The organism is Mesorhizobium sp. P2_H9 (assembly GCF_056403215.1).
In genome coordinates, this window is sequence record NZ_JBFUFX010000002.1 from 176,078 (window position 1) to 196,685 (window position 20,608).

A 20,608-nucleotide genomic window follows, 5' to 3' on the forward strand; every position below is an offset into this window, starting at 1 on the left:
GACCTCGCTCAGCCTGCCCGTTCCGCCTCGATCGCCGCCAGAATGCGCGGCGGCGACATCGGGATGTGGGTCATGCGCACGCCCGCTGCGTTCGATACCGCATTGGCGATCGCCGCCAGCGGCGGCACGATCGAGGTCTCGCCGACGCCGCGCACGCCATAGGGGTGGTTGGGGTTGGGGATCTCGAGGATCTGCGTGTCGATCATCGGCAGGTCCGAGCAGACCGGGATGCGGTAGTCGAGGAAGCCGGCGTTCTGCAGCCGTCCGTCCTTGCCGTAAATGTACTCCTCGTTGAGCGCCCAGCCGATGCCTTGCGCGGCACCGCCCTGATACTGGCCCTCGACATAGGTCGGGTGCACCGCCTTGCCGGCATCCTGCACCACCGTGTAGCGGATGACCCTGGTGAAGCCGGTCTCGGGATCGACCTCGATGTCGCAGATATGGGTGGCGAAGGAGACGCCGGCGCCGTCGGCGACGAGTTCGCTGTGGCCGGCGATCGGCCCGCCGGTCTTGCCGGACTCTACCGCGATCTCCTTCAGCGACAGCTTTCCGAGATTGCCGTGCTTCTCGCCCTTGGCGACGGCATGGCCCTTTTCCCAGACCACGTCGTCGACGGAAATGTCCCACATCTGCGCGGCGCGTTCCCTGAGGATCCTGATCGCGTTGCGGGCGGCCGAGATCGTCGCCATCGAGGACGAGAAGGTGCCGCGGCTGCCATCGGTCATGTCATTGTAACCGAGGCTGGACGTGTCGGCGACGATCGCCTTGACCTGGCTATAATCGATGCCGAGTTCCTCCGCCGCCACCAAAGACAGCGAGGCGCGTGAGCCGCCGACGTCGACGGTGCCAACGGCCAGCGAGACCGAGCCGTCCATGCCGATGTTGAGGTCGGTGCAGGTCTGTCCGCCGAAGTTGAACCAGAAGCCGCAGGCCATGCCGCGGCCCTGGTTCTTGCCGAGCTTGGCCTTCATGTGCGGATGGCTCTTCACCGCTTCCAGCGTCGGGCCGATGCCAATCGGGCCATAGACCGGGCCGTAGGACGATTTGGTGCCTTCCTGGGCGGCGTTTTTGATGCGGAAGTCGACCGGGTCCATGCCGATCTCCTTGGCCAGCTCGTCGACGGCGCTTTCCACCGCGAACGCCGCCATGGGTGCGGAGGGCGCGCGATAGGCCGCCGTCTTCGGCCGGTTGACCAGCACTTCATAGCCGACGGTCTTGACGTTATCGAGCTTGTAGCAGGCAAACGCCGTCATGGCGCCGATCTCGGCCCAGGAGCCGGCATACGGGCCGCAGCTGTAGCGCAGCGTCGCTTCGGCGGCGGTGATGGTGCCGTCCTTGCGGGCGCCGATCTTGACGTCGATCGAGGTGGCGCTGGTCGGCCCCGAGGCGCGGAACACCTCGTCGCGGGTCATCACCAGCTTGACCGGCCGGCCCGCTTTGCGCGACAGCGCCAGCGCCACCGGCTCGGCCCAGACATGGGTCTTGCCGCCGAAGCCGCCGCCGATCTCCGACGAGGTGACGCGCAGCTTCGAGGCTTCCATGCCAAGCAGTTGCGCGCAATGCTGGCGATAGACGAAATGCCCCTGCGTGCAGACCCAGAGGTCGGCGGTGCCGTCGGAGCTGACGCTCGCGACGCAGGCATGCGGCTCGATATAGCCCTGGTGCGTCTGCTCGGTCTTGAAGGAGCGCTCGACGATGAAATCGGCGTGCCCGAAACCCTGATGGACATCGCCATGGCCAAACTGGCTGCGCTTGGTGACATTGGAGGGTTTTACCGGCTTTTCCTCGAGGCCTTCGGTGAAGATCGTATCGTCGATCAGGGGGGCGGCGTGCTTCATCGCCTCGTCGACATCGGTGACATGCGACAGGATTTCGTAGTCGACCACGATCAGCTTCAGCGCCTGCCTGGCCGTGCGGGCGTCGACGGCGGCCACCGCGGCCACCGCATGGCCGTCATAGAGCGCCTTGGTGCGCGCCATGCAATTGTCGAGGACGTCGTACATGGCGGCATCGCCATCTGTGAGGTCGGGCAGGTCGGCGGCGGTGATCACCGCCTTCACGCCGGGAAGCTTTTCCGCCTTCGAGGTGTCGATCTTCCTGATCTTCGCATGGGCGTGCGGGCTTCTTAAGATCCGCCCGACCAACTGTCCCGCCATGTTGAAGTCGGCGCCGTAGCGGGCGCGACCCGTCACCTTGTCGACGCCATCGGGACGGATGGGGCGCGTGCCGACGGATGTGAATTTACGCCCGGAAAAACGTGGATCGAAATTCATCTCAGGCTCCCTTCATCACGGTGGCGGCGTCCTGGACGGCGCGCACGATTTTGTCGTAGCCGGTGCAGCGGCAGAGGTTCCCGGCCAGCCCAAAGCGGATTTCCTCCTCGGTCGGGTCGGGGTTCTTGGCCAGGAGATCCTTGGCCGCGATCAGGAACCCGGGCGTGCAGATGCCGCATTGCAGGGCCGCGTGCTCAAGGAACTTCTGCTGCAGCGGATGCAGTTTGTCGCCATGCGCCATGCCCTCGATGGTCTCGACGCGCCGGCCTTCAGCCTCTGCGCCGAGCACCAGGCACGAGCACACCAGCCGGTCGTCGAGGATGATGCTGCAGGCGCCGCAGTCGCCGGTGCCGCAGCCTTCCTTGGCGCCTGTCAACCCGAGCCGATCGCGCAGCACATCGAGCAGCGTCTCGTCCGGCTGGCAAAGATACTCGACGTGGTCGCCGTTAATTGTGGTTGAAACTGCTACACCAGCCATCATTTGCCTCCTGCACGTGCATAGGCGGTCGTGGCGGCCCGCTTGGCCAGCACGCCCGCAACCTTCCGTCTGAACTCGATGGTACCGCGCTTGTCGTCGATGGGGCGGCAAGCCCCGGCGCAGACCTTGGCGAGCCGCTCGAGGGCTGCTTCATCCAGTTTCCTGCCAATGAGGGCCTCGGCTGCCTCTTCCACCAGAAGCACCGTCACCGCCACGGCGCCCAGCGCCACGCGGGCCGCTTTGACGACGCCGTGCTCATCGAGCGTCAGGTTGACGCCGGCGCTGACCACCGCGATATCCATCTCCGTGCGTGGAATGAAACGCAGATAGGCGTCGCCCGAGCGCGGTGCTTGGCTGTCGAGCAGGATCGCCTCGATGATCTCGCCCTTGGCGAGCGACGTCTTGCCAGGCCCGATCGGCACGCTCGCCACGGGAATGGTTCGCCTGCCCCCCGGTCCGACAATCGATGCCCGGGCGCCGGCCGCGACCAGCGCCGGCACGCTGTCGGCCGCCGGCGAGGCGTTGCAGAGATTGCCGGTGATGGTGCAGCGCCCCTGCACCTGCTTCGAGCCGATCAGCTTGGCCGCTTCGACGACGCCGGGCCATGCCTTTTTCAGGGCGGCGCTCTCGCCCAGCACGGCGCAGGGCACCGCGGCACCGATGCTGAAGCCGTCGGCCGTTTCGCGGATTTCGTTGAAGCCGGCGATCGCCTTGATGTCGACGATCAGGTCGGGTTCGATGAAGCCGCCCTTCATCCTCACCAGGAGGTCGCTGCCCCCCGCGAGGATGGCGGCCGGGCCTATTGCCTTGGCGAGCTCACCAACGGCATCTTCGATTGAAAGCGGACGTATGTAACGCATCGTCTCCCCTTGGATATCGGAATTTCAGCGACCGTTATAAACTGTCTCCTCATAATGGCCATCCGCTTCCTCGGTTGCGGCGATTGGGCCAGACGCCGAAAAATAGAGTCCTAAAAACCGAATTGGCGTACGCCCGTAAATGGCGGCAACTGGCTTTGAGGGGGCTTTCGGGGAAACTTCGGTTATGGAAAGCAAAATTCCCGCCGCTACTCCTGCCCGCGCTTCTGCGCGATGAGATCGAGCCGGTCGCGGTCGGAGCGTTCGCGGTCGTCGCGGCGGCGCACGTCCTTGTAGGCGCGCTCGACCATGTTGGTGCGCGCGGTTGCTGTGGCGATCAGGCCGGCCTCCTGCCTGGCGCTTTCCAGGCTCGCTTCCTGGCGAACCACGGCATTGGCGATGCGGCGATGGTAAAGATCGGGAAACAGGCCGGCCAGCGAATCGGCCGCGTCGAAATGCTCGACCAGCTCTTTTGCTTCCGTCTGCGCCTCCGCGGCCGCCGACAGGAATGTCGCATGGCGGGTTTCGTGCAGCGCCTTCAGCTGTTCCTGCACCTTGACCAGTTTTTTCAGGCGATCCTTGCGCGTGCTCATTCTGTCTACCGCGCCAGTGTGAGGTCGACAAAGCCGTTGACGAACAGCGACAGCAGAGTGCCGATGGCGAAATAGAAGATGATCAGCCCGCCGGCGATGACGAAGGGTAGCGAGATGAAATAGACCGGGATTTGCGGGGTCAATTTGTTGACGAAGCCGATGGTCAGATTGACGAGGATGGCATAGGCGACAAAAGGGCTGCCGAGGCGGATGACCAGGAAGAAGGCGTCCGACACGGTGTCGGTGACATCGACGAGGGCCGCCTGCGGGTTGAAGAAGATGTTGACCGGCGCGACCGTGTAGGAGGAGACCAGCGCGCGCACGATCTCGTGGTCGAAATCGAAGACGAAGAGCAGCATCAGCGCCGAAAAAGAGACAATGGCGGCAAGGGCCGCCTGCGGCTCGGCCTCTTCGATGGCGGGGCCGCCGGAGCCGCCATAGCCGATCATCGTGGCGATGCCGGCGCCCATGAATCGCAGCGCCTCCATGTAGAGCCTGGTCATGGCGCCGATCAGCCCGCCGATCAGCAGTTCCGAGACGATCATCGGCGCCAGTATCTGCGGGCGCGGATCGACGAAGGGATAGATGCGATCCCACAAGAAGGTGAGCAGGCCGCCAGTGGCGGCGATGGCCACGAACAGCCTGACCTGAACCGGCACGCGGGCGCTGGACAGGCCGGGCATCAGCATGAAGCAGCTGCCGATGCGGCAGAAGGCGAGGAAGGCGGCGATGACGACGCCTTGCGACAGCGCGGTCACGATATGGTCCCGAGCACCTTGATCTCAACGCCCTTGGCGATTTCGACATGGCTGAGCACCGGCAGCGTGGTGAACAGGCGCTCGATGATCATGCGCACATAGGGGCGGGCGTCCGGGGCGGTGACGAGGACGAAGCGCTCGCCGGCTTCCAGATGCTTGCGGATCGCCTTGGTCGCGTCCTGGCCGAATTCTTCGAGCTGGCGCGGGTCGATGTCGAATTCGCGCACCTCGCCCTTGGCGTCGCGCTTGAGGCTCTGGTGGAAGGCGAGGTCCCAGCGGTTGCCGAGGCGCAGCACCTTGAGCACGCCGCCCTCGGAAAGGTCGCCGCAGATCTGCTGGGCCATGCGGATGCGGACATGCTCGACGATTTGCTCGGTGCGGCGCACATGCGGCGCGATCTCGGCGATGGCCTCGATGATCAGGTGCAAGTTGCGGATCGAGACGCGTTCGGCGAGCAGCAGCTTCAGCACCGCCTGCAGGCCGGGGTAGGAGATGTGCGAGGTGCAGATCTCGTCGGCGAGCTTGCGGTATTCCGGGTCCTGGCGTTCGAGCAGCGCCTTCATGTCCTTGTAGGACAGAAGCTGCGGCAGGTTGTTGCGGATGACTTCGGACAGATGGGTGAGCAGCACCGACATGTTGTCGGCAAAGGTGTAGTTCTCGCGCTTCAGATCCTCGGCGAAGGTTTCGAGCACCGAGAAGGCGCGCATGCCGAAGGCCGGTTCGCGGATTTCCTCGCCGGGCATGTCGGGCACGTCGCGGGTGCCGAGCAGCACCATGATCTCGCCGACGCGCATCTGGTATTCGGCCACCACGGTGCCGTGCACCTTGATCTGATAGCTCTTCGGCGGAATGCCAAAATCGTCGGCGACGCGCACCTCCGGCACGACGAAGCCATACTGCGTGGCAAACTTCTTGCGCATCTTGGCCATGCGGAAGGACAGTTCCTGATGCGACACCAAAAGCCGCGTCGACAGCTGCTTGCCGATCAGAAGCTCGATCTCGGCGGTGGCCAGCGAAGCCTTGACCGAGTTCTTTTCCTCCTCGACCTTGGTCGCCTTCTCCTGGTTCTTCAGCGCTTCGGCCTCGGCAAGCACACGGTTGGCGCGCATCGGGATGATGTAGCCGAGGCCGGCCATGCCGCCGGCGAGCGCAAAGAAGGGAAACAGCGGCAGGCCAGGCATCAGGCCGAGCAGGACGAGCAGCGATGCCGCCACATAGAGGGCGCGCGGATGGGCGCCGAGCTGGCCGAACACCGCCTGGTTGGTCGAGCCGCGGGTGCCGCCCTTGGAGACGAGCAGGCCGGCGGCGAGCGAAACGATCAGCGCCGGGATCTGGGTGACGAGGCCGTCGCCGACCGACAGCTTGATGAAGACATCGGCGGCTTCGCCCATGCCCATGCCGTGCCTGATATAGCCGATGGCGATGCCGCCGACGATGTTGATGGCGGTGATGATGAGACCGGCGATGGCGTCGCCGCGGACGAATTTTGAGGCGCCGTCCATCGAGCCGAAGAAGGAGGATTCCTCTTCAAGCTCGCGGCGGCGCAGCTGCGCCGTCTTGTCGTCGATCATGCCGGCGGACAGGTCGGCGTCGATCGACATCTGCTTGCCAGGGATGGCGTCGAGAGTGAAGCGCGCGCCGACTTCGGCGATACGCGTGGCGCCCTTGGTGATGACGATGAAATTGACCACGATCAGGATCATGAAGACGATGAGGCCGATGACGAAATCGCTGGCCATCACCAGCCTGGAGAAGCCGGCGATGACATAGCCGGCGGCGTGCGTGCCCTCATTGCCATGCGCCAGGATCATGCGCGTGGTGGCGATGTTGAGCGACAGCCGCAGCATGGTGGCAATCAGCAACACGGTCGGGAACGAGGAGAAATCGAGCGGCCGCTGGATCCACAGCGCCACCATCAGGATCAGCACCGACAGCGCGATCGAGAAGGCAAGGCCGATGTCGATGAGGAAAGCCGGGATCGGCAGGAACAGCACGGCCAGGATGATGACGATGCCGATGGCGAAGAAGACGTCGCGGCCGTTCTTGGCCACCGCGCCGGGCTGGATGCTTTCGCTGATCGCCATGTCGTCCCCAGATCACAAGCCTGCCGAGCATGCGACAGCCTGGTGAGCCTAAGCGACCAAGCTTGCGCGAGGGTGGGAGACTGGCTACTGCACCGTGGTCCGAGCCTTCGAAAGGAACTCCCATGCTCCTGATCATCGGCACCGTCCGCCTGCCGCCGGAAAAGCTCGAGCAGGCAAAGCCGGCGATGGAGCGCATGGTTTCGGCCAGCCGCGCCGAGCCCGGCTGCCTCGAATATTCCTATGCGCAGGATGTCTTCGATCCGGGGCTCATCCGGATCACCGAAGTCTGGAGCAGTAGGGCGGCGCTCGATGCCCATTTTGCCGCGCCCCATCTGACAAGCTGGCGTGCCAGCTGGCCGGCACTCGGCATCGGCGATCGCAATCTCGTGCTCTATGAGGCGGGGGAGCCCAAGCCGACCTGATTGTTTGGCAACGGCCTTTCGCCGTTGTCCTCGGGGCGTACCAAAGAAGCGCTGTTCGATAGCCGGTATCGCGGTTGCCATGCGGTATCGCCGGGCGTATCAGCACGGCAGGCCTTCACACCATTCGGATATCGGCGAGCCGCTCCGGTGCCTTCCAGAAACGAACCGCAAGTTTATGCCCGCCGGCTTCGCGCGGTGCTCATCAGATCGATCCCGCTGCTCGAGGCACGCGGCATCGTCATCGTCATCCTGGCCGGTGTCGTCGGGGTGATGGCGGCGGTGCTGGTCACCGCGATGAGCCAGATGGTGCTGGACCTGCATGGGTTGCTGTTCGGCGTTCAGCCGGGCGGCCGGCTTTCGGCGATGTTTTCGCTCGCCAACCCGGTGCAGGCGCTGGTGCCGGCGATCGGCGGCATCCTGCTTGGGCTGACGGTGATCTGGCTTAGAAGACGAAAATTCCGCACCCCAGTCGATCCGATCGAAGCCAACGCACTCTATGGCGGGCGCATGTCGCTCACCGACACTTTCATCATCGCCGGGCAGACGATGATCTCCAGCGGTTTTGGCGCCTCGGTCGGACTGGAGGCCGGTTACACGCAGGTCGGGTCCGGCCTGGCGTCGCGACTGGCGCGCGCCTTCAACCTGCGCCGCAACGATGTCCGCATCCTGGTCGGCTGCGGCGCTGCCGGTGCGATCGCCGCCGCCTTCGACGCGCCGCTGACCGGTGCCTTCTACGGTTTTGAGCTGGTCATCGGCATCTATTCGGTCGCCAATGTCGCGCCGGTGATGACCGCCGCGATCTGCGCTTCTCTGACCGCCGAGCTGTTTGGCGTGGTGCCGTTTCCGCTGGAGCTCTCCGGCCTGCCGGAACTCACCGCCAGCCAGTATCTGCCGTTCCTGCTGCTCGGCCTGCTTGGGGGTGCCGCCTCCATTGCCATCATGCATCTGGTGAGCCTGATCGAGCGCGGTTTCGCCAGGCTGTCGATCGATGCGTCGCTGCGTCCCTTCATCGGCGGCATCATCGTCGGGCTGCTCGGGCTGATCACGCCGCAGGTCCTGTCCAGCGGGCATGGCGCGCTGCATCGCGAGTTCGCGATGAACTACGGGCTCGCTGTCGTGGCCAGCGTCTTCGTGCTGAAGCTCGCGGCATCGGCGATCTCGCTCGGCTCTGGTTTTCGCGGTGGCCTGTTCTTTGCCTCGCTGTTCCTCGGCGCGCTTCTCGGCAAGATGTTCGCCGGGGTGATGGCCTTCGTCTCGCCGGCGACCGGCATCGACCCGTCGGTCGCCGCCGTCGTCGGCATGACGTCGCTGGCCGTCGGCGTTGTTGGCGGTCCGTTGACGATGACATTCCTGGCGCTGGAATCGACCCGCGACCTGACGCTTACCGGCGTGGTGCTGGCGGCTTCGCTGATGGCGGCGATCCTGGTGCGCGAAACCTTCGGCTATTCCTTCTCGACCTGGCGCTTCCATTTGCGCGGCGAGACGATCCGCAGCGCCCATGATGTCGGCTGGATGCGTAGCCTGACGGTCGGCACGATGATGCGCAAGGATGTTCGCACCATCGATGTCGGGACGACGCTTGCCGCCTTCCGCAAGCAGGTGCCGCTTGGTTCGGCGCAGCGCGTCATCGCCGTGGATGCCGGGCAGCATTATATGGGCGTATTGATCGTCGCCGAACTGCACAGTGACCAGTCCGATGGCGAGGCGCCGGTGCTCTCGCTCGCCAAATTCAGGGATGCGGTGCTGGTGCCGAGCATGAATGTGCAATCGGCCGCCGAAACCTTCCAGCGCGCCGGCGCCGAGGAGCTGGCCGTGGTCGAGGATTTCGACGATCAGGTCGTCGTCGGGCTGCTGACCGAAGGCCATCTGATGCGCCGCTATGCCGAGGAACTCGACAAGGCTCGCCGCGACCTGTCAGGCGAGGGGTAACAGGCAGTCGGCCATTTCAGGCCAAACGCGGTTCGGGGGCGAACTGTTGTTCGTCCTCATAGAAACTGAATGTGCCCCGACCGCCACGCTTGCTCCGGTAGAGCGCCAGGTCGGCTTTCCGCAACAGGTCGTCCAATGACAACCCGTTGTCGGGTGCAACGGAGATACCGATGCTGGTGCCGATGGAGATCGAATGCCCACAAACAGCGAACGGTTCATGCATCGCTGCAACCAGACGCCGTGCAAGGACGCCGGCGTCGGATCGCCGATGGATATCTGTCTGCACGATGGCGAACTCGTCGCCTCCAAGGCGTGCGACCGTGTCGTGATCGCGAACCGAGGCATTTAGTCGTCCGGCAACCTGCTTCAGAAGCTCATCTCCCGCCTGATGACCAAGCTGGTCGTTGACAGGCTTGAACCGATCAAGATCCAGGCACAGGACGGCTATGGTCCCGTTGCGCTTCGTCTTCGCGATTGCCTGCTGCAAACGGTCATTGAACAGCGCGCGGTTGGGAAGATCGGTTAGGTGATCGTGGTGCGCCATATGGGCAACGAGTTCCTGGTTGCGGCGTTGCTCCGTCACGTCCAGATAGGTGGTCACAAATCCTCCGCCGCTGAGTGGAACGCCCCGTACTTCAAGCACGGTGCCATTGGGGCGGGTGCGGTTGTAGCTGTGGGGCGTTCGCTGTCTGACCAGCTCAAGACGCCTGCCGACATGTTCTTCGGTCGACCCGGGGCCATACTCACCTCGCTCGGCATTGAACCGGAACAGATCCTCCATGTTTGGATAGCCATTGCGGAAAAGTTCCGGAGGATAGTCCAGCATGGACTTTTGCTGGTCGTTGCAGAGGACCATCCGCAGGTCGTCATCAAACAGGGATATGCCGCCGGGGAAGTTGTCGACGACTGCCTCCAGAAGCCGAACTCTTTCCCGCAGGGACTGCTCTGTCGAACTGACCTTTGCCGGTTCGTTCGATTGGAAATCCATCGGTGCGGGCGACTTGCGCAATGCTGGCATAAGGTTCTCGTTGCTCCTTGCAGGGTGCTTGCCGTCAAGGTCACGAATACGCCGAGAATCTTTATATCAAGTTTCGCTAAAATTGACGCAGATGCTGGGGAGCGACTCGATCCAGCAGGAAAGGCCTAATGCTCGATCGGGCCCTTCGGCATGACCAACGCCGTGCCGGCGGTTGTCGGGCGCTCGATCATGCGGCGCACGCGCGGCGGTTCGTCGCCGCTGTGCAGCGCCCTTATGCGCTCGCCGATGACGGCGTCGGCATGGGTGGTGCGCTTGTTGTGGCGGATGTACTCGAGCCAGGTCGGCGTGTGATAGTGCTCGATCCATATCGCCGGGTTTTCAAGGTCGCGCGCGAGCGTCCAGTTGCGGGCGCCGTCGCGGCGGCGGATGCGGCCGCGCTCGGCCATGACGCCGAGGAATTCCGGCACGTCCTCGTCGCGGATGATGTACTCGATCATGATGGCGATCGGACCGCTGCGCGGCTTGAGGTCGAGCCCGAGATGCGGTTCCTTGAAGCGGTTGAGCGGATCGAGATTGAGCATCGCCTGCTGGGGAAGAGGCAACAGCAGGCCGATGGCGCCGCCGGCCAGCATGGCGACGCTGGCAGCGATCAGCGCGGTTTCGGCGCCGTGCGCATCGGCAACGACGCCCCAGACCCAGCTGCCGAGCGCGATGCCGCCGAAGGTCGCCGTCTGGTAGACCGAGAGCACCCGGCCAACCACCCAGCGCGGCGTCGACATCTGCACGGTGACGTTGAAATGCGACAGCGCGTTCACCCAGCAGGCGCCGCCGAGGAGCAGTCCGAGCGAGGTCTGCCAGGCGTTGTGGCTGATGGCGGCGTTGAAGGCGCAGAGCGCGAAGCCGGCGAAGGCCATGCGCACCATGGTCTCGCTGGACAGCAGCTGCCGCAGCCGGACGCTGACCAGCGCGCCGCCGACCGCGCCGATGCCGAAGGCGCCGAGCATGATGCCGTAGGTCAAGGCATCGCCCTTGACGACATCGCGCGCCACCAGCGGCAGCAGCGCCAGCACCGCGCCGGCGCTGAAGCCGAAGGCCGAACCCCTGACCAGCACCTTGCCGATGTTGGGCGACATGGCGACGTAGCGCAGGCCGGCGCCCATCGCCGCGCCGAGCGTCTCACGCGGCAGGGTGGACACCGGCAGTTCCGGCTTCCAGCGCGCCAGCACGATGATCAGGCCGACATAGCTCAGCGCGTTGGCGGCAAAGGCGGCCGCGGCACCCGCAGCAGCAACGATGATGCCGCCGATCGCCGGGCCGACGCTGCGCGTCAGGTTGAAGCCGAGTGAGTTGAGCGCGACCGCCGCCGGCAGCTTGGGACGCGGCACCATGTCGCCGACGGAAGCCTGCCAGGATGGGCTGTTGAGCGCCGTGCCGCTGTCGATCAGGAAGGTGAAGGCGAGCAGCGTCCACGGCGTGATCAGGCCGAACCAGGTGAACAGCGTCAGCAGCACCGACACGACCAGCATGAAGGTCTGGGCGACCAGCATCACCTTGCGCCGGTTGAAGCTGTCGGCGATGGCGCCAGCGACGAGCGCAAACAGCATGATCGGCAGAGTGGTCGAAGCCTGGACCAGCGCGACCTGGTAGGACGAGGTGGCGATGGTGGTCATCATCCAGGCGGCGCCGACGCCCTGGATCAGGCCGCCGAAATTTGACACCAGGCTGGCCGACCACACAGCACGGAAAATCCCATGCCGGAACGGCGCCAGCGCCGAGACGCGTTCGCTGGCCGGCTCGTCATCGATCATAAAAGCTGCCTGCCTTCACCTGCTGGTTTCGTCCGCTGAACCAAGTAGAGCGCGGCGCCGCAAAGGGCGAACGCCTCTTTCAAAAAGATCATGATCCAACAACAGGATAGCGAAGGCGAAAATACGTCCTGAGGTGACCGTCTTTTGCCCAGCGCAAGGTTCTCATTGGTCCACGTCAGCGGGCGTCCCTGCTGACGGCATGCAGCGCTTCGGTCAGGTTGCCCGCCGTCTCGCCGCCGGCATAGAGGCGCAGGAAAAGCTCCATGCCGACGAGCCGCATGCGGGATGATTCATCGCGCGCCGCAAGCTCCACCAGATCCTCCAGGGAAGACGCCGGCCATTTCATGGCATCCCGCAAGAACCCCTTGCGCAACAAACCCTGAGCGCCGGCGCTAAAGTCGGGAGACATGTCAAAACCGACCTTTTTTGCGTAGACGTTCTGGCGTGGGATGTGTTTTTCCGCGACCTTTTTCAAAAGCCACTTCCCGGTCTTGTCGCGATATTTGTGTCGCCTGGGCAGATGGATGGCAAAATCGATCAGCCTGTTCTCGAGGAAAGGCACCCTGAGTTCCACGGACGCCGCCATGCTGAGCCGGTCATGCCTGTGCAGCAGATCCTGAAGATGCCCGTACAGGTCCTGAAGGCAGCTTCCCAGAAAGGCGCGGTCGCTCAGTGGTGTCACCGGCTCCAGCCGGTCGAAGAGCTTGGTTTGCAGAAAGTTCAGTTCCGGCGACAGGGCTCGCAACACGGCATTGCGATCCGATCCTTTGCCGCCACCCATCGAGATCGCGTATGGCGCACGGCGCAGACGCTTGAATTTCCGATCGAGCGAGCGCTTCGACTGAAACAGCCGCTGCGGCCATGACCATGGACGCCACAGCTTCATGCTCGCCACCTGCCATTTGTAGCCGCCAAAAAGTTCGTCGGCGCCTTCGCCGGTGAGCAGAACCTTGATGCCATCGGCCCGGCACTGTTCGGCAAGCGCCAGCAGCGCTGGCCGGCTGGCGTGCCATCCATCGCTTTCCAGATGCCAGACCATTCTCGGCCACAGCTCGAAAAAGCGGTCCTTGTCGAGTGGCACCCTGCGCAAGGGCACACCGACATGGCGGCCGGTTCGCTCGGCGTTTTCGGCTTCGCTGCGGCCGATCAGGGGATCGACGACATAGCCGTGGATCTCGGGCCGGAAACGCTTGGCCAGCGCGGTGATCAGGCCGGAGTCGACGCCGCTGCTGCAGGCCGTGGCGACGCTGGTGTCGGCGATGCAGTGCATCTCGATGCTGTCCTCGATCAGCTTTTCCAGCGCTGATATGCGCTCAGGGTCCGATGCCCTGTCATCGTTGATGCGCGCCGTTTCGAGGACGTCGAGAACATGCCAGAAACTGCGTTTCTCGACGCCACCATCGGTGATCTTCCACAGGCCGGCGGGCGGCAGGCGCTCGATCTTGTCGAACAGGCTGAAGCTCGAATCGCGGCTCTGCCAGGCGAGCCGCAAGGTGATTTCACGCGTGTCGATGTCGCGCGCGAACCCTTCGCACGCAAGGATCGCCTTGTCCTCGGACGCGAAGATTATGCGGTCGTCGGTCACCGCCACTGACATCGGCTTGATACCGAGCCGATCGCGGCAAAGCCACAGAGCCTCGTTGCGCAGATCGAAATAGGCGAAGGAGAACATGCCGTCGAACAGCGGCACTGCCTTGTCCGGGCCCCAGTGATGCAGGGCCTGCAGGACCACCTCGGTATCCGATACGGTTCGGAAGACATTGCCTTCGGCCTCGAGGGCTGCGCGCAGCGCTCGGTAATTGTAGACTTCACCATTGTAGACCAGCACGCCCTGTCCCGATGCGGTCAGCATCGGCTCGCGCGCGGCAGGCGACGGATCGATGATCGTAAGCCGCCGGTGACCTAAAGCGAGCCGGCCACTGTTCCAATTGCCCTGATCGTCCGGGCCGCGATGCACCAGCGCCTGCATCATGCGGGCGACATCCGACAGGTCGCGCGCGCCGATCGGACTATGCTTGCGCCAGACGCCGGCTATTCCGCACATGGCCTGCCGGTCGGTCTTGCCTGGTTCATGGCATTCCAAGAGATTATCGGGACAAAGGGGCGCCGCGGGCAAAGCAGATGCTTGCCGCGAGATAGCAATCTATCCGGAACCCGGCCGGCTGCAAGCGTGGCCCCGGGCCGAGGCTAGAAGCCGTTTTCGATGCGCTGGAAAATGACGTTGGTGAAGGCCGATATCTGGCTGCCGATAAACGGGCCGGTCAGCGCCACGACCAGCATGATGGCGACGATCTTGGGCACGAAGGTCAGCGTGATTTCCTGGATCTGGGTCAAGGCCTGGATCAGGGCAATGCCGATGCCGACCACCATGGCGACCAGCACCACCGGAGCGGATGCGGTCAGCACCGTCCACACCGCATACTGGACGATATCGAGAGCGTCAGCCTCGTTCATGAGTTAAGACCCTAGCTCGTATCGGCCTAGCTTGCGGCCTTCACCGAGACGCCCGGGCCGACCGCGATTTCCGTTCCGTTCTGCAGCACTGCGATGAGGCCGCTGCTGGCGAGCCGCACCGACGCCACGGTGCCCGTGGTCTTGCCGTCGGCGGAGGTGATCGAACGGCCGATCAAGGCATCCGCCTGCGACAATGCCGAGGACTGCATGATCTGGTCCAGCTTGGTGTTGGTCTGCACCGATTGCTCGACCTGCGAAAAGGTGGCGAGCTGGGCGACATATTGCGTCGAATCCATCGGCTTCGTCGGATCCTGATTTTTCATCTCGGCGATCAACAGCTTCAGGAACGACTGGTAGTCGACCGCTGTCTTCGAGGTGGACTGGGTGGCCTGATTGGCGCCGGTCGGTATGGTCGTCGTCATGTCCACGTTCATCAGTATCGTGCTCCCACAGCCAGCGGGCGCCGCGCACCCGCAACATCGTCATTGCCGCCAAGCGCGCGGCGTTCGAGCGGATAAAGCGCGCGGATGGCCTTCAGCGCTTCGTAGATATGGTCCTCGCCGACCATGCGGTCGATCTGCTTCAGCCCGCTGCAGATCTGCTCGTCCTCGAAGCTTGCCAGAAGCAAGGGCAGCGAGCGGCGGAACATGTCGCGCGCCTCGACAGCGCCCGACGGGTTCATCAGCATGACCTGGAGGATGAAATAGAGCTGCTTGAGCGGCGTCGAGGCGTCCTCGGGCTGGATCACATGGCTTTCGAGCAGGAACTGCACGTCATTCATCAGTTCGACAGTGACCTTGCGGTCGACGCGGATGACGGCGCCGTTGATGTAGATTTTTTCGTTGGGTTTCAGCGATATCTTCAGCGTGTTGGTCATTGAATGCCGTCCCTGATGATCTGGGAGACTTCGATCAGCCCTTCGAAATTGTCGGTACGGCCCTGGCGGATGTCCTCGGTCTCGCGCAGCAGCCACAGGCCGATGGAGATCAGATTGGCGCGCAGCTCCTTGGGCAGCGCATTGTCGCTGGAGCCGAGATCGTCGACGAAAGTGGTCCAGATGCGGTTGGTGAAGTGCAGCGCCTCGACCGCCTCCATCGAACCGTGGCCGACAGCGGCAGCCGCCGACAGCATGTCGATCGAGCGGGTCAGCAATTGCCGCTCGCGGTCCTTCGCATCGGCAACGGAGTCGGTCTGGATGTCGGCGTAGGAGAATTGGTACATCGTTGGGCTCTACCGTTCCGTTTGCGAGTTGTCAGGTCAGGTAATTCAACAGGCTGAGTTGCTGCAGGCGCGCCGTCAGCGCGAAAGACGTCTCGATATGCTGCGTAAGATCGGCGACCCTGGTGGCGGCTTCGGCGGGATCGACACCTTCGAGATCGAGGATGTGCCGCTCAAAAAGATCGACCTGCGTCTTCATGCGGTCGCTGGCGTCGGACACGCGTTTCTGGACAAGGCCGGTCTGCGACTGCAGCTGGCCGAGCCCGCCCAGTGTTTCGCCGACCAGCGACATGGAACGGGTGACGACCGAATTCCGCGCGGCCTGGCTGATGTTGCTGGACAGCAGGCCGGTGATCATGGCCGACGCCATGGCGAGCTTGCGGATGCTGTCGCTGTTGGCGCTGACCGAGGTCTGGGTGGTGTCGTTGAGCGCGATGCGGCTGGTGATCTGCTGGTCGGTGGCATTCGACCAGTTGGTCTGCCAGCCGGAGCCGAGGAATTGCGGCTCGACACTGGTGGTGATGAAGCTGTCCATCTGGGTGGCGGTGATGCTGGCCGCGGCCGGGTCGTTCTGGGTGAAACCGAAATAAGCGACGAAGGAGGCGTCGAACGCCGCCTTGGCGGGCGAGCCGGCGGCGGTGAAGTCATCGACCGGCTTGACGTCGGTGTTGGTGCCGGCGAACAGATATTCGCCGTTGACGCTGGTGTTGAGGATCGACGTCAGCTGCTGCACCGCGGCCTTGCCGGCGTCATGCGTGATGGTGCTCGAGGAATCGCCGGTGGCGGTCAGGGCGGTCAGCAAATCCTGCGCGACGTCGGAGAGCTGGCCGAGCGAATTCTGGGTCGAGGTAAGCCGGGCTGTGACCAATGCGTTGGAATCGATGATGACATTCAGCCGGTCGAGATCGCGCGAGAAGGTCACGGCCTGGGCGGTGCGTCCGCCAAGCGCCAGGCCGACATCGGCGACCGTGCCTGTCGTTGCCTCTTTCTGGGCTTTGACGAGGTCGCTCTGCATGCGCATCTGCGAATAGCGCTGAGCGTTTGACATGGCGGCTGAGGAGACGGATGTCGCTTTCATGGCTTATCCCACGGCATCGAGCAGGGCGGACAGCATGTCGTCGACGGTCTTCATCATGCGGGCCGAGGCCTGGTAGGTGTGTTCGAGGTCGAGCAGCAGTGACATTTCCTGGTCGACGTTGACGCCGGTGTCGTTCGACAGCGCTTCGGCCGTGCGCGTCGCCAGCGCTTCCTTGGTGTCGGCATTGGTCGAAGCCTGCTGCCGCACGCTTTCGAACCAGCCAATGGCATTGGCGGAGTAGTCGGCGACGCTGGATGCGGTGGTGATGCCGGCGGACGGATCGAAAGCCATCGGCTGATCGAGCTTGTCGCCATAGCCGATCAAAAGGTCTGCGTAGGAAGCGCCGCCGCTGGTGTTGGCGACATAGGCAGCGCCGTTGGCGCCGCCGTCACGCAGCAGCGTCACATTGCCGCCGACGCTCGGATCCATCGCCGCGTTGACGCTGATCGAGCCGGCAAGGCCATTGACCAGCGTGCCGGCCGGCGGCACGGCGGGGGCACCCGACCAGGTGAACAGACCGGCTGCGTTGGGCAGTGACGGCGCGGTCTCGGCAAAGGCGGTGATGAGCCCGCGCGCGGTCTCGTCGAGCTGGCTCTGCATGGTAGCGGCGACGCCGTCGCGCAATGTGATCAGGCCGGCGATCTTGCCGTCGGCGCTGGCATCGCCGCCTGAGCCCACGGAGACCGGTACGTTGTCGATATAGACGGTGTTGCCGGCGACGCCGGCGGCATAGCCCGGCGATGGCGTGAAGCTCACCGAGCGCGGTATCGTTTCGAACAGCGTGGTGCCATCCTTGGTGGTGATGACCATGTCGTTGTCGCCGCGCGTGAAGGTCGACACCGGGACATATTCCGAAATCTTCTTCAGCAGCGCGTCGCGCTGGTCGAGCGCATCGGATACATCACCGCCCGACCGGGTGCCGGAGATGATGGCCTTGTTGGCATCCTGGAACTGGCTGAGCAGCGAGTTGAGATCGTCGACCGCCGTGGCGATCTCGCCGTCGGTCTGGGTGCGGAAATCCTGGATCGCCTTGGTGCCGTCGTTCAGCGAGCGCGTGACCTGCTTGGCTGCGTCGATGACGCTGGCGCCGAGGTTCGGGTTCGACGGTGAGGTGGCATAGAGCTGCAGCGCCTGCTGCAGATTGCCGATCGCGGTCGAAGCCGAGGAGGCGTTGTCGACGCCGTTGACGGCGAGGTCCAGCCGGTCCATGCCGCTGGAAAGCGTGCTCTGGCCGCTCCATGCCGACTGCGCGCTGAGGTTCTGGCGAAACAGCAAGGCGTTGGTGGCCCGCTGAATCTCCACCGAGCGCGCGCCGGGCGCCGTGCTGGTGACGACCGCCGTGCGGCGGGCGTAGTCCGGATTGGAGGCATCGGCAACGTTGCGGGAAACGATGCTTGTCTGCTTCGACGTGGTCAGAAGCGCCGACTGGGCGATGCTCAATGCGGAGGTCAGCGACATGCGGGTCTTTCACGGGCTGGCGCCCGTCGTTTATCTCTTCAGGTTGACAAGGACGTCCATCAGGTCGGAACCGGTCTGGAAGACTTTCGAATTGGCGGTGTAGCTGCGCTGCGCCGCGATCATGTTGGTCAATTCCTCGGCGATATCGACGTTGGAATTCTCCAAGGCGCCGGAGACGACGCTGCCGAGCTTGCCCTCATTGGCAAAGCCGATGCGCACGGCGCCCGAGTCGGCGCTTTGCGAGTAGACGTTGCCAGGCAGCGCGGTGAGGCGATCGGGGCTCTGCACGTCGGCCAGCGGAATCTTGTAGAGCGGCTTGGTGGAGCCGTCCTCATACTGCGCGTAGATGATGCCGTCCTGACCGATCTGGATCTTCTGGATGGTGCTCGGTGCGTTGCCGTTGACCGTCGCGTCGGAGACGGTGAAGCCGGTGCCGAGCTGGGTGAGCTTGGACAGATCGAGGTTGAAGGCGGCGCCGTTCGGCACTGTCACGGACACACCGGTGACGGCGCCGGTGAGTTTGCCGGTCGTGGTGTCGAAGGTCAGGTTGGCGGAGCCCAGCGCGCCACCCGTATAGGGGAACGAAGTGCCGGCCGTGGCCTTGGATTGGTCGAAGACCGAGACCTGCCAGGTGCCGGCGCCGGTGTTGGTGAAATAGACGTCGAGCAGCACCTTGTTGCCGAGATTGTCATAGGCGACCAGCGAGGATTTCGAGGTGTATTGAGCCGTGGCCGTGTTGGTCGTGGGCAGGCTGCCCGCAGCGACCGGGGTCGCGCCGGCGGGAAGATTGCCGTTGAAAGTGCCCTCGGTGCTCGGCGTCGCCGTCATCTCCTGGTCGGAGATCTGGACAGGCACAAGCCCGTCGAAGCCGTTGGCGGTGGCGGCCGGCGGGCCATTGGCATAGCTGTAGGCCATCAGCTGGTAGCCGGCGGCATTGACCAGCTTGCCTTCGGCGTCCGGGACAAAGGCACCGGCGCGGGTGAGGAAAGGCGTTCCGCTCGGATTCTGGACGACAAAGAAGCCTTCGCCATTGACCGCCAGGTCGGAAACCGAGGTGGTGTACTGGAGCACCCCTTGCGAGCTGATCGCGGAGCGGATCGTGGTGTTGACGCCGCCGGAATTGTAGGCGCCGCCGACAGTCGGCATGACCAGCGTTGAAAATTCGGCGGAGGACCGCTTGTAGCCCGTGGTGTCGGAATTGGCGATGTTGTCGGCCACCGTGGACAGGCGGTTTGCCTGTGCATTCATGCCGGAAACGCCGGTCCGCATCATTCCGTAGAGGCTCATCGAAACGTCTCCTCAATGTCCATATTACTGGCCGTGAGGGTACGCTTTCTGTCTTGCGCGAGGCTGGCGGAGGTCGGCATCAATAGACGAGCCGGTAGCCGAGGAAGCGCTTGGAATCAATCGGATCGTGGCCGAGTTTCTCACGCAGCTTCTTGCGCAGTTTGCTGATGTGGCTCTCCACCACGTTCTCCTCGACCTCTTCGTCGAAGATGCCGTAGATAGCGTTGAAGACCTGGGTCTTGGTGACGCGGCGGCCACGATTGCTCGCCAGATATTCGAGGATGCGGCGCTCGCGGCGCGGCAAGGGCAGCGGCTGGCCGTCGATCTCGGGATCGCGGCCGTCCATGAAGATGCGCATGGCGCCGATCTCGGTGTAGGCCACGTCTTCATGAGCGCGACGGCGGATGGCGGTGATGCGGGCCAGTATCTCGCGGATGTGAACCGGCTTGCGGATGACGTCGTCAACGCCGCTCTCGAACAGCCGAAGCGTGTTCTCCAGCGAGTGTTGTTCGCTGAGTGCTATGACCGGTGCGCCGGTGCGATCGCGGATCTGGCGTGGCGAGATTGCACCCTCGCGGCAGTCGCCAATAAGGAAGGCTCTGACCGATCTCAGATCGGTGTCGGCCGCCGAGGTCACCCACTCGCCAAACTCGCCGGGTGCGAAGCCTGCGCAGGCGACGCCCTCACGATCGAAAAGTGAATTGTATCCCTCAGTTACGAGCTCACGCTCGTCAACGATCACAATCATCGGCCCGCCCTCCGAATCAGCTCATCTGCCCCGTGTGAAAAGCCGTATCCGGTGGCGGGATTCGTGAACAACCGTCATTTCTTGTAGCTATTTTCTTGGGAGTTTTTTTGAGGTTCGAAATAACGGCGGCCGCGTGGCTGCTTCGGTGGCTGCATGCGCCGACGACGATTGGAGCATCGGCGAG

19 protein-coding genes are annotated in these 20,608 nt (G+C 63.9%); 2 read left to right on the forward strand and 17 right to left on the reverse strand.

All coding sequences use genetic code 11. The features are described 5' to 3' along the window. Nucleotides 1–8 precede the first annotated feature (8 nt). The 6 genes from AC1DXN_RS03905 to flhA all read right to left on the reverse strand — a co-directional run bounded on the left by AC1DXN_RS03905 (nucleotide 9) and on the right by flhA (nucleotide 7,043). Nucleotides 9–2,273 carry a xanthine dehydrogenase family protein molybdopterin-binding subunit gene (locus tag AC1DXN_RS03905; protein ID WP_477273096.1) on the reverse strand — a complete coding sequence of 755 codons (2,265 nt, stop codon included), beginning with the start codon at nucleotides 2,271–2,273 and terminating at the stop codon, nucleotides 9–11. Nucleotide 2,274: 1 nt separating this feature from the next. Further along, complete coding sequence (locus AC1DXN_RS03910) at nucleotides 2,275–2,751, reverse strand: (2Fe-2S)-binding protein (RefSeq protein ID WP_477245877.1); 477 nt, start codon at nucleotides 2,749–2,751, stop codon at nucleotides 2,275–2,277. Continuing rightward, a complete protein-coding gene (locus AC1DXN_RS03915; RefSeq protein ID WP_477273094.1) occupies nucleotides 2,751–3,611 on the reverse strand; it encodes an FAD binding domain-containing protein in 861 nt (286 codons plus the stop codon). Before AC1DXN_RS03915 ends, AC1DXN_RS03910 begins: the two co-directional genes overlap by 1 nt. 206 nt (nucleotides 3,612–3,817) lie before the next feature. After that, nucleotides 3,818–4,201, reverse strand: a complete 384-nt coding sequence (locus AC1DXN_RS03920; RefSeq protein WP_477273092.1) for a hypothetical protein — start codon at nucleotides 4,199–4,201, stop codon at nucleotides 3,818–3,820. 5 nt (nucleotides 4,202–4,206) lie between these two features. Continuing rightward, on the reverse strand, nucleotides 4,207–4,959 hold the full coding sequence (fliR, locus tag AC1DXN_RS03925; protein WP_477273090.1) for a flagellar biosynthetic protein FliR: 753 nt from the start codon (nucleotides 4,957–4,959) through the stop codon (nucleotides 4,207–4,209). Then, complete coding sequence (gene flhA, locus AC1DXN_RS03930; protein WP_477245870.1) at nucleotides 4,956–7,043, reverse strand: flagellar biosynthesis protein FlhA; 2,088 nt, start codon at nucleotides 7,041–7,043, stop codon at nucleotides 4,956–4,958. Before flhA ends, fliR begins: the two co-directional genes overlap by 4 nt. A 122-nt stretch (nucleotides 7,044–7,165) precedes the next feature. Here flhA and AC1DXN_RS03935 point away from each other — a divergent pair, with 122 nt between their 5' ends. Together AC1DXN_RS03935 and AC1DXN_RS03940 are read left to right on the forward strand one after the other, a co-directional pair. After that, on the forward strand, nucleotides 7,166–7,465 hold the full coding sequence (locus AC1DXN_RS03935) for a putative quinol monooxygenase (protein ID WP_477273088.1): 300 nt from the start codon (nucleotides 7,166–7,168) through the stop codon (nucleotides 7,463–7,465). A gap of 147 nt (nucleotides 7,466–7,612) precedes the next feature. After that, nucleotides 7,613–9,394, forward strand: coding sequence for a chloride channel protein (locus AC1DXN_RS03940; protein WP_477273086.1), 1,782 nt, complete (start codon nucleotides 7,613–7,615; stop codon nucleotides 9,392–9,394). 16 nt (nucleotides 9,395–9,410) lie between these two features. Here the strand turns inward: AC1DXN_RS03940 and AC1DXN_RS03945 are convergent, their stop codons facing one another. The 11 genes from AC1DXN_RS03945 to AC1DXN_RS03995 all read right to left on the reverse strand — a co-directional run bounded on the left by AC1DXN_RS03945 (nucleotide 9,411) and on the right by AC1DXN_RS03995 (nucleotide 20,424). Continuing rightward, the gene (locus AC1DXN_RS03945) at nucleotides 9,411–10,412 is read right to left on the reverse strand and encodes a diguanylate cyclase domain-containing protein (RefSeq protein ID WP_477273085.1); all 1,002 of its coding nucleotides are present in this window, start codon (nucleotides 10,410–10,412) and stop codon (nucleotides 9,411–9,413) included. Between the two features lie 125 nt (nucleotides 10,413–10,537). After that, a complete protein-coding gene (locus AC1DXN_RS03950) occupies nucleotides 10,538–12,181 on the reverse strand; it encodes an MFS transporter (protein WP_477273083.1) in 1,644 nt (547 codons plus the stop codon). Nucleotides 12,182–12,356: 175 nt separating this feature from the next. Continuing rightward, nucleotides 12,357–14,264, reverse strand: coding sequence for an asparagine synthase (glutamine-hydrolyzing) (gene asnB / locus AC1DXN_RS03955; RefSeq protein WP_477421465.1), 1,908 nt, complete (start codon nucleotides 14,262–14,264; stop codon nucleotides 12,357–12,359). Nucleotides 14,265–14,368: 104 nt separating this feature from the next. Next, entirely contained in the window at nucleotides 14,369–14,635 is a 267-nt protein-coding gene (gene fliQ, locus AC1DXN_RS03960; protein WP_477273079.1) for a flagellar biosynthesis protein FliQ, read from the reverse strand. A 26-nt stretch (nucleotides 14,636–14,661) separates the two neighbouring features. Then, nucleotides 14,662–15,069, reverse strand: coding sequence for a flagellar hook assembly protein FlgD (flgD, locus tag AC1DXN_RS03965; protein ID WP_477245856.1), 408 nt, complete (start codon nucleotides 15,067–15,069; stop codon nucleotides 14,662–14,664). After that, nucleotides 15,069–15,512, reverse strand: coding sequence for a flagellar biosynthesis repressor FlbT (gene flbT / locus AC1DXN_RS03970; protein WP_477273077.1), 444 nt, complete (start codon nucleotides 15,510–15,512; stop codon nucleotides 15,069–15,071). The genes flgD and flbT overlap by 1 nt, the downstream gene beginning before the upstream one ends. Next, nucleotides 15,509–15,856: a flagellar biosynthesis regulator FlaF gene (gene flaF, locus AC1DXN_RS03975; RefSeq protein WP_477245853.1), complete on the reverse strand. Its 348-nt coding sequence runs from the start codon at nucleotides 15,854–15,856 to the stop codon at nucleotides 15,509–15,511. Before flaF ends, flbT begins: the two co-directional genes overlap by 4 nt. A gap of 31 nt (nucleotides 15,857–15,887) precedes the next feature. Next, nucleotides 15,888–16,931, reverse strand: coding sequence for a flagellar hook-associated family protein (locus tag AC1DXN_RS03980; protein ID WP_477273075.1), 1,044 nt, complete (start codon nucleotides 16,929–16,931; stop codon nucleotides 15,888–15,890). Nucleotides 16,932–16,934: 3 nt separating this feature from the next. Beyond that, nucleotides 16,935–18,389, reverse strand: a complete 1,455-nt coding sequence (flgK, locus tag AC1DXN_RS03985; protein WP_477273073.1) for a flagellar hook-associated protein FlgK — start codon at nucleotides 18,387–18,389, stop codon at nucleotides 16,935–16,937. Nucleotides 18,390–18,419: 30 nt separating this feature from the next. Further along, nucleotides 18,420–19,676: a flagellar hook protein FlgE gene (locus tag AC1DXN_RS03990; RefSeq protein WP_477245847.1), complete on the reverse strand. Its 1,257-nt coding sequence runs from the start codon at nucleotides 19,674–19,676 to the stop codon at nucleotides 18,420–18,422. 79 nt (nucleotides 19,677–19,755) lie between these two features. Next, on the reverse strand, nucleotides 19,756–20,424 hold the full coding sequence (locus AC1DXN_RS03995) for a response regulator transcription factor (protein ID WP_477245845.1): 669 nt from the start codon (nucleotides 20,422–20,424) through the stop codon (nucleotides 19,756–19,758). Between the last annotated feature and the right edge of the window lie 184 nt (nucleotides 20,425–20,608).

Coding starts and splice junctions, on each gene's coding strand:
- flgK (WP_477273073.1), bottom strand. CDS start 18,389: ATGTCGCTGACCTCCGCATTGAGCATCGCCCAGTCGGCGCTTCTGACC.
- fliQ (WP_477273079.1), bottom strand. CDS start 14,635: ATGAACGAGGCTGACGCTCTCGATATCGTCCAGTATGCGGTGTGGACG.
- AC1DXN_RS03915 (WP_477273094.1), bottom strand. CDS start 3,611: ATGCGTTACATACGTCCGCTTTCAATCGAAGATGCCGTTGGTGAGCTC.
- flgD (WP_477245856.1), bottom strand. CDS start 15,069: ATGAACGTGGACATGACGACGACCATACCGACCGGCGCCAATCAGGCC.
- AC1DXN_RS03920 (WP_477273092.1), bottom strand. CDS start 4,201: ATGAGCACGCGCAAGGATCGCCTGAAAAAACTGGTCAAGGTGCAGGAA.
- AC1DXN_RS03910 (WP_477245877.1), bottom strand. CDS start 2,751: ATGGCTGGTGTAGCAGTTTCAACCACAATTAACGGCGACCACGTCGAG.
- AC1DXN_RS03935 (WP_477273088.1), top strand. CDS start 7,166: ATGCTCCTGATCATCGGCACCGTCCGCCTGCCGCCGGAAAAGCTCGAG.
- AC1DXN_RS03950 (WP_477273083.1), bottom strand. CDS start 12,181: ATGATCGATGACGAGCCGGCCAGCGAACGCGTCTCGGCGCTGGCGCCG.
- AC1DXN_RS03980 (WP_477273075.1), bottom strand. CDS start 16,931: ATGAAAGCGACATCCGTCTCCTCAGCCGCCATGTCAAACGCTCAGCGC.
- AC1DXN_RS03990 (WP_477245847.1), bottom strand. CDS start 19,676: ATGAGCCTCTACGGAATGATGCGGACCGGCGTTTCCGGCATGAATGCA.
- AC1DXN_RS03995 (WP_477245845.1), bottom strand. CDS start 20,424: ATGATTGTGATCGTTGACGAGCGTGAGCTCGTAACTGAGGGATACAAT.
- flbT (WP_477273077.1), bottom strand. CDS start 15,512: ATGACCAACACGCTGAAGATATCGCTGAAACCCAACGAAAAAATCTAC.
- flaF (WP_477245853.1), bottom strand. CDS start 15,856: ATGTACCAATTCTCCTACGCCGACATCCAGACCGACTCCGTTGCCGAT.
- flhA (WP_477245870.1), bottom strand. CDS start 7,043: ATGGCGATCAGCGAAAGCATCCAGCCCGGCGCGGTGGCCAAGAACGGC.
- AC1DXN_RS03945 (WP_477273085.1), bottom strand. CDS start 10,412: ATGCCAGCATTGCGCAAGTCGCCCGCACCGATGGATTTCCAATCGAAC.
- AC1DXN_RS03905 (WP_477273096.1), bottom strand. CDS start 2,273: ATGAATTTCGATCCACGTTTTTCCGGGCGTAAATTCACATCCGTCGGC.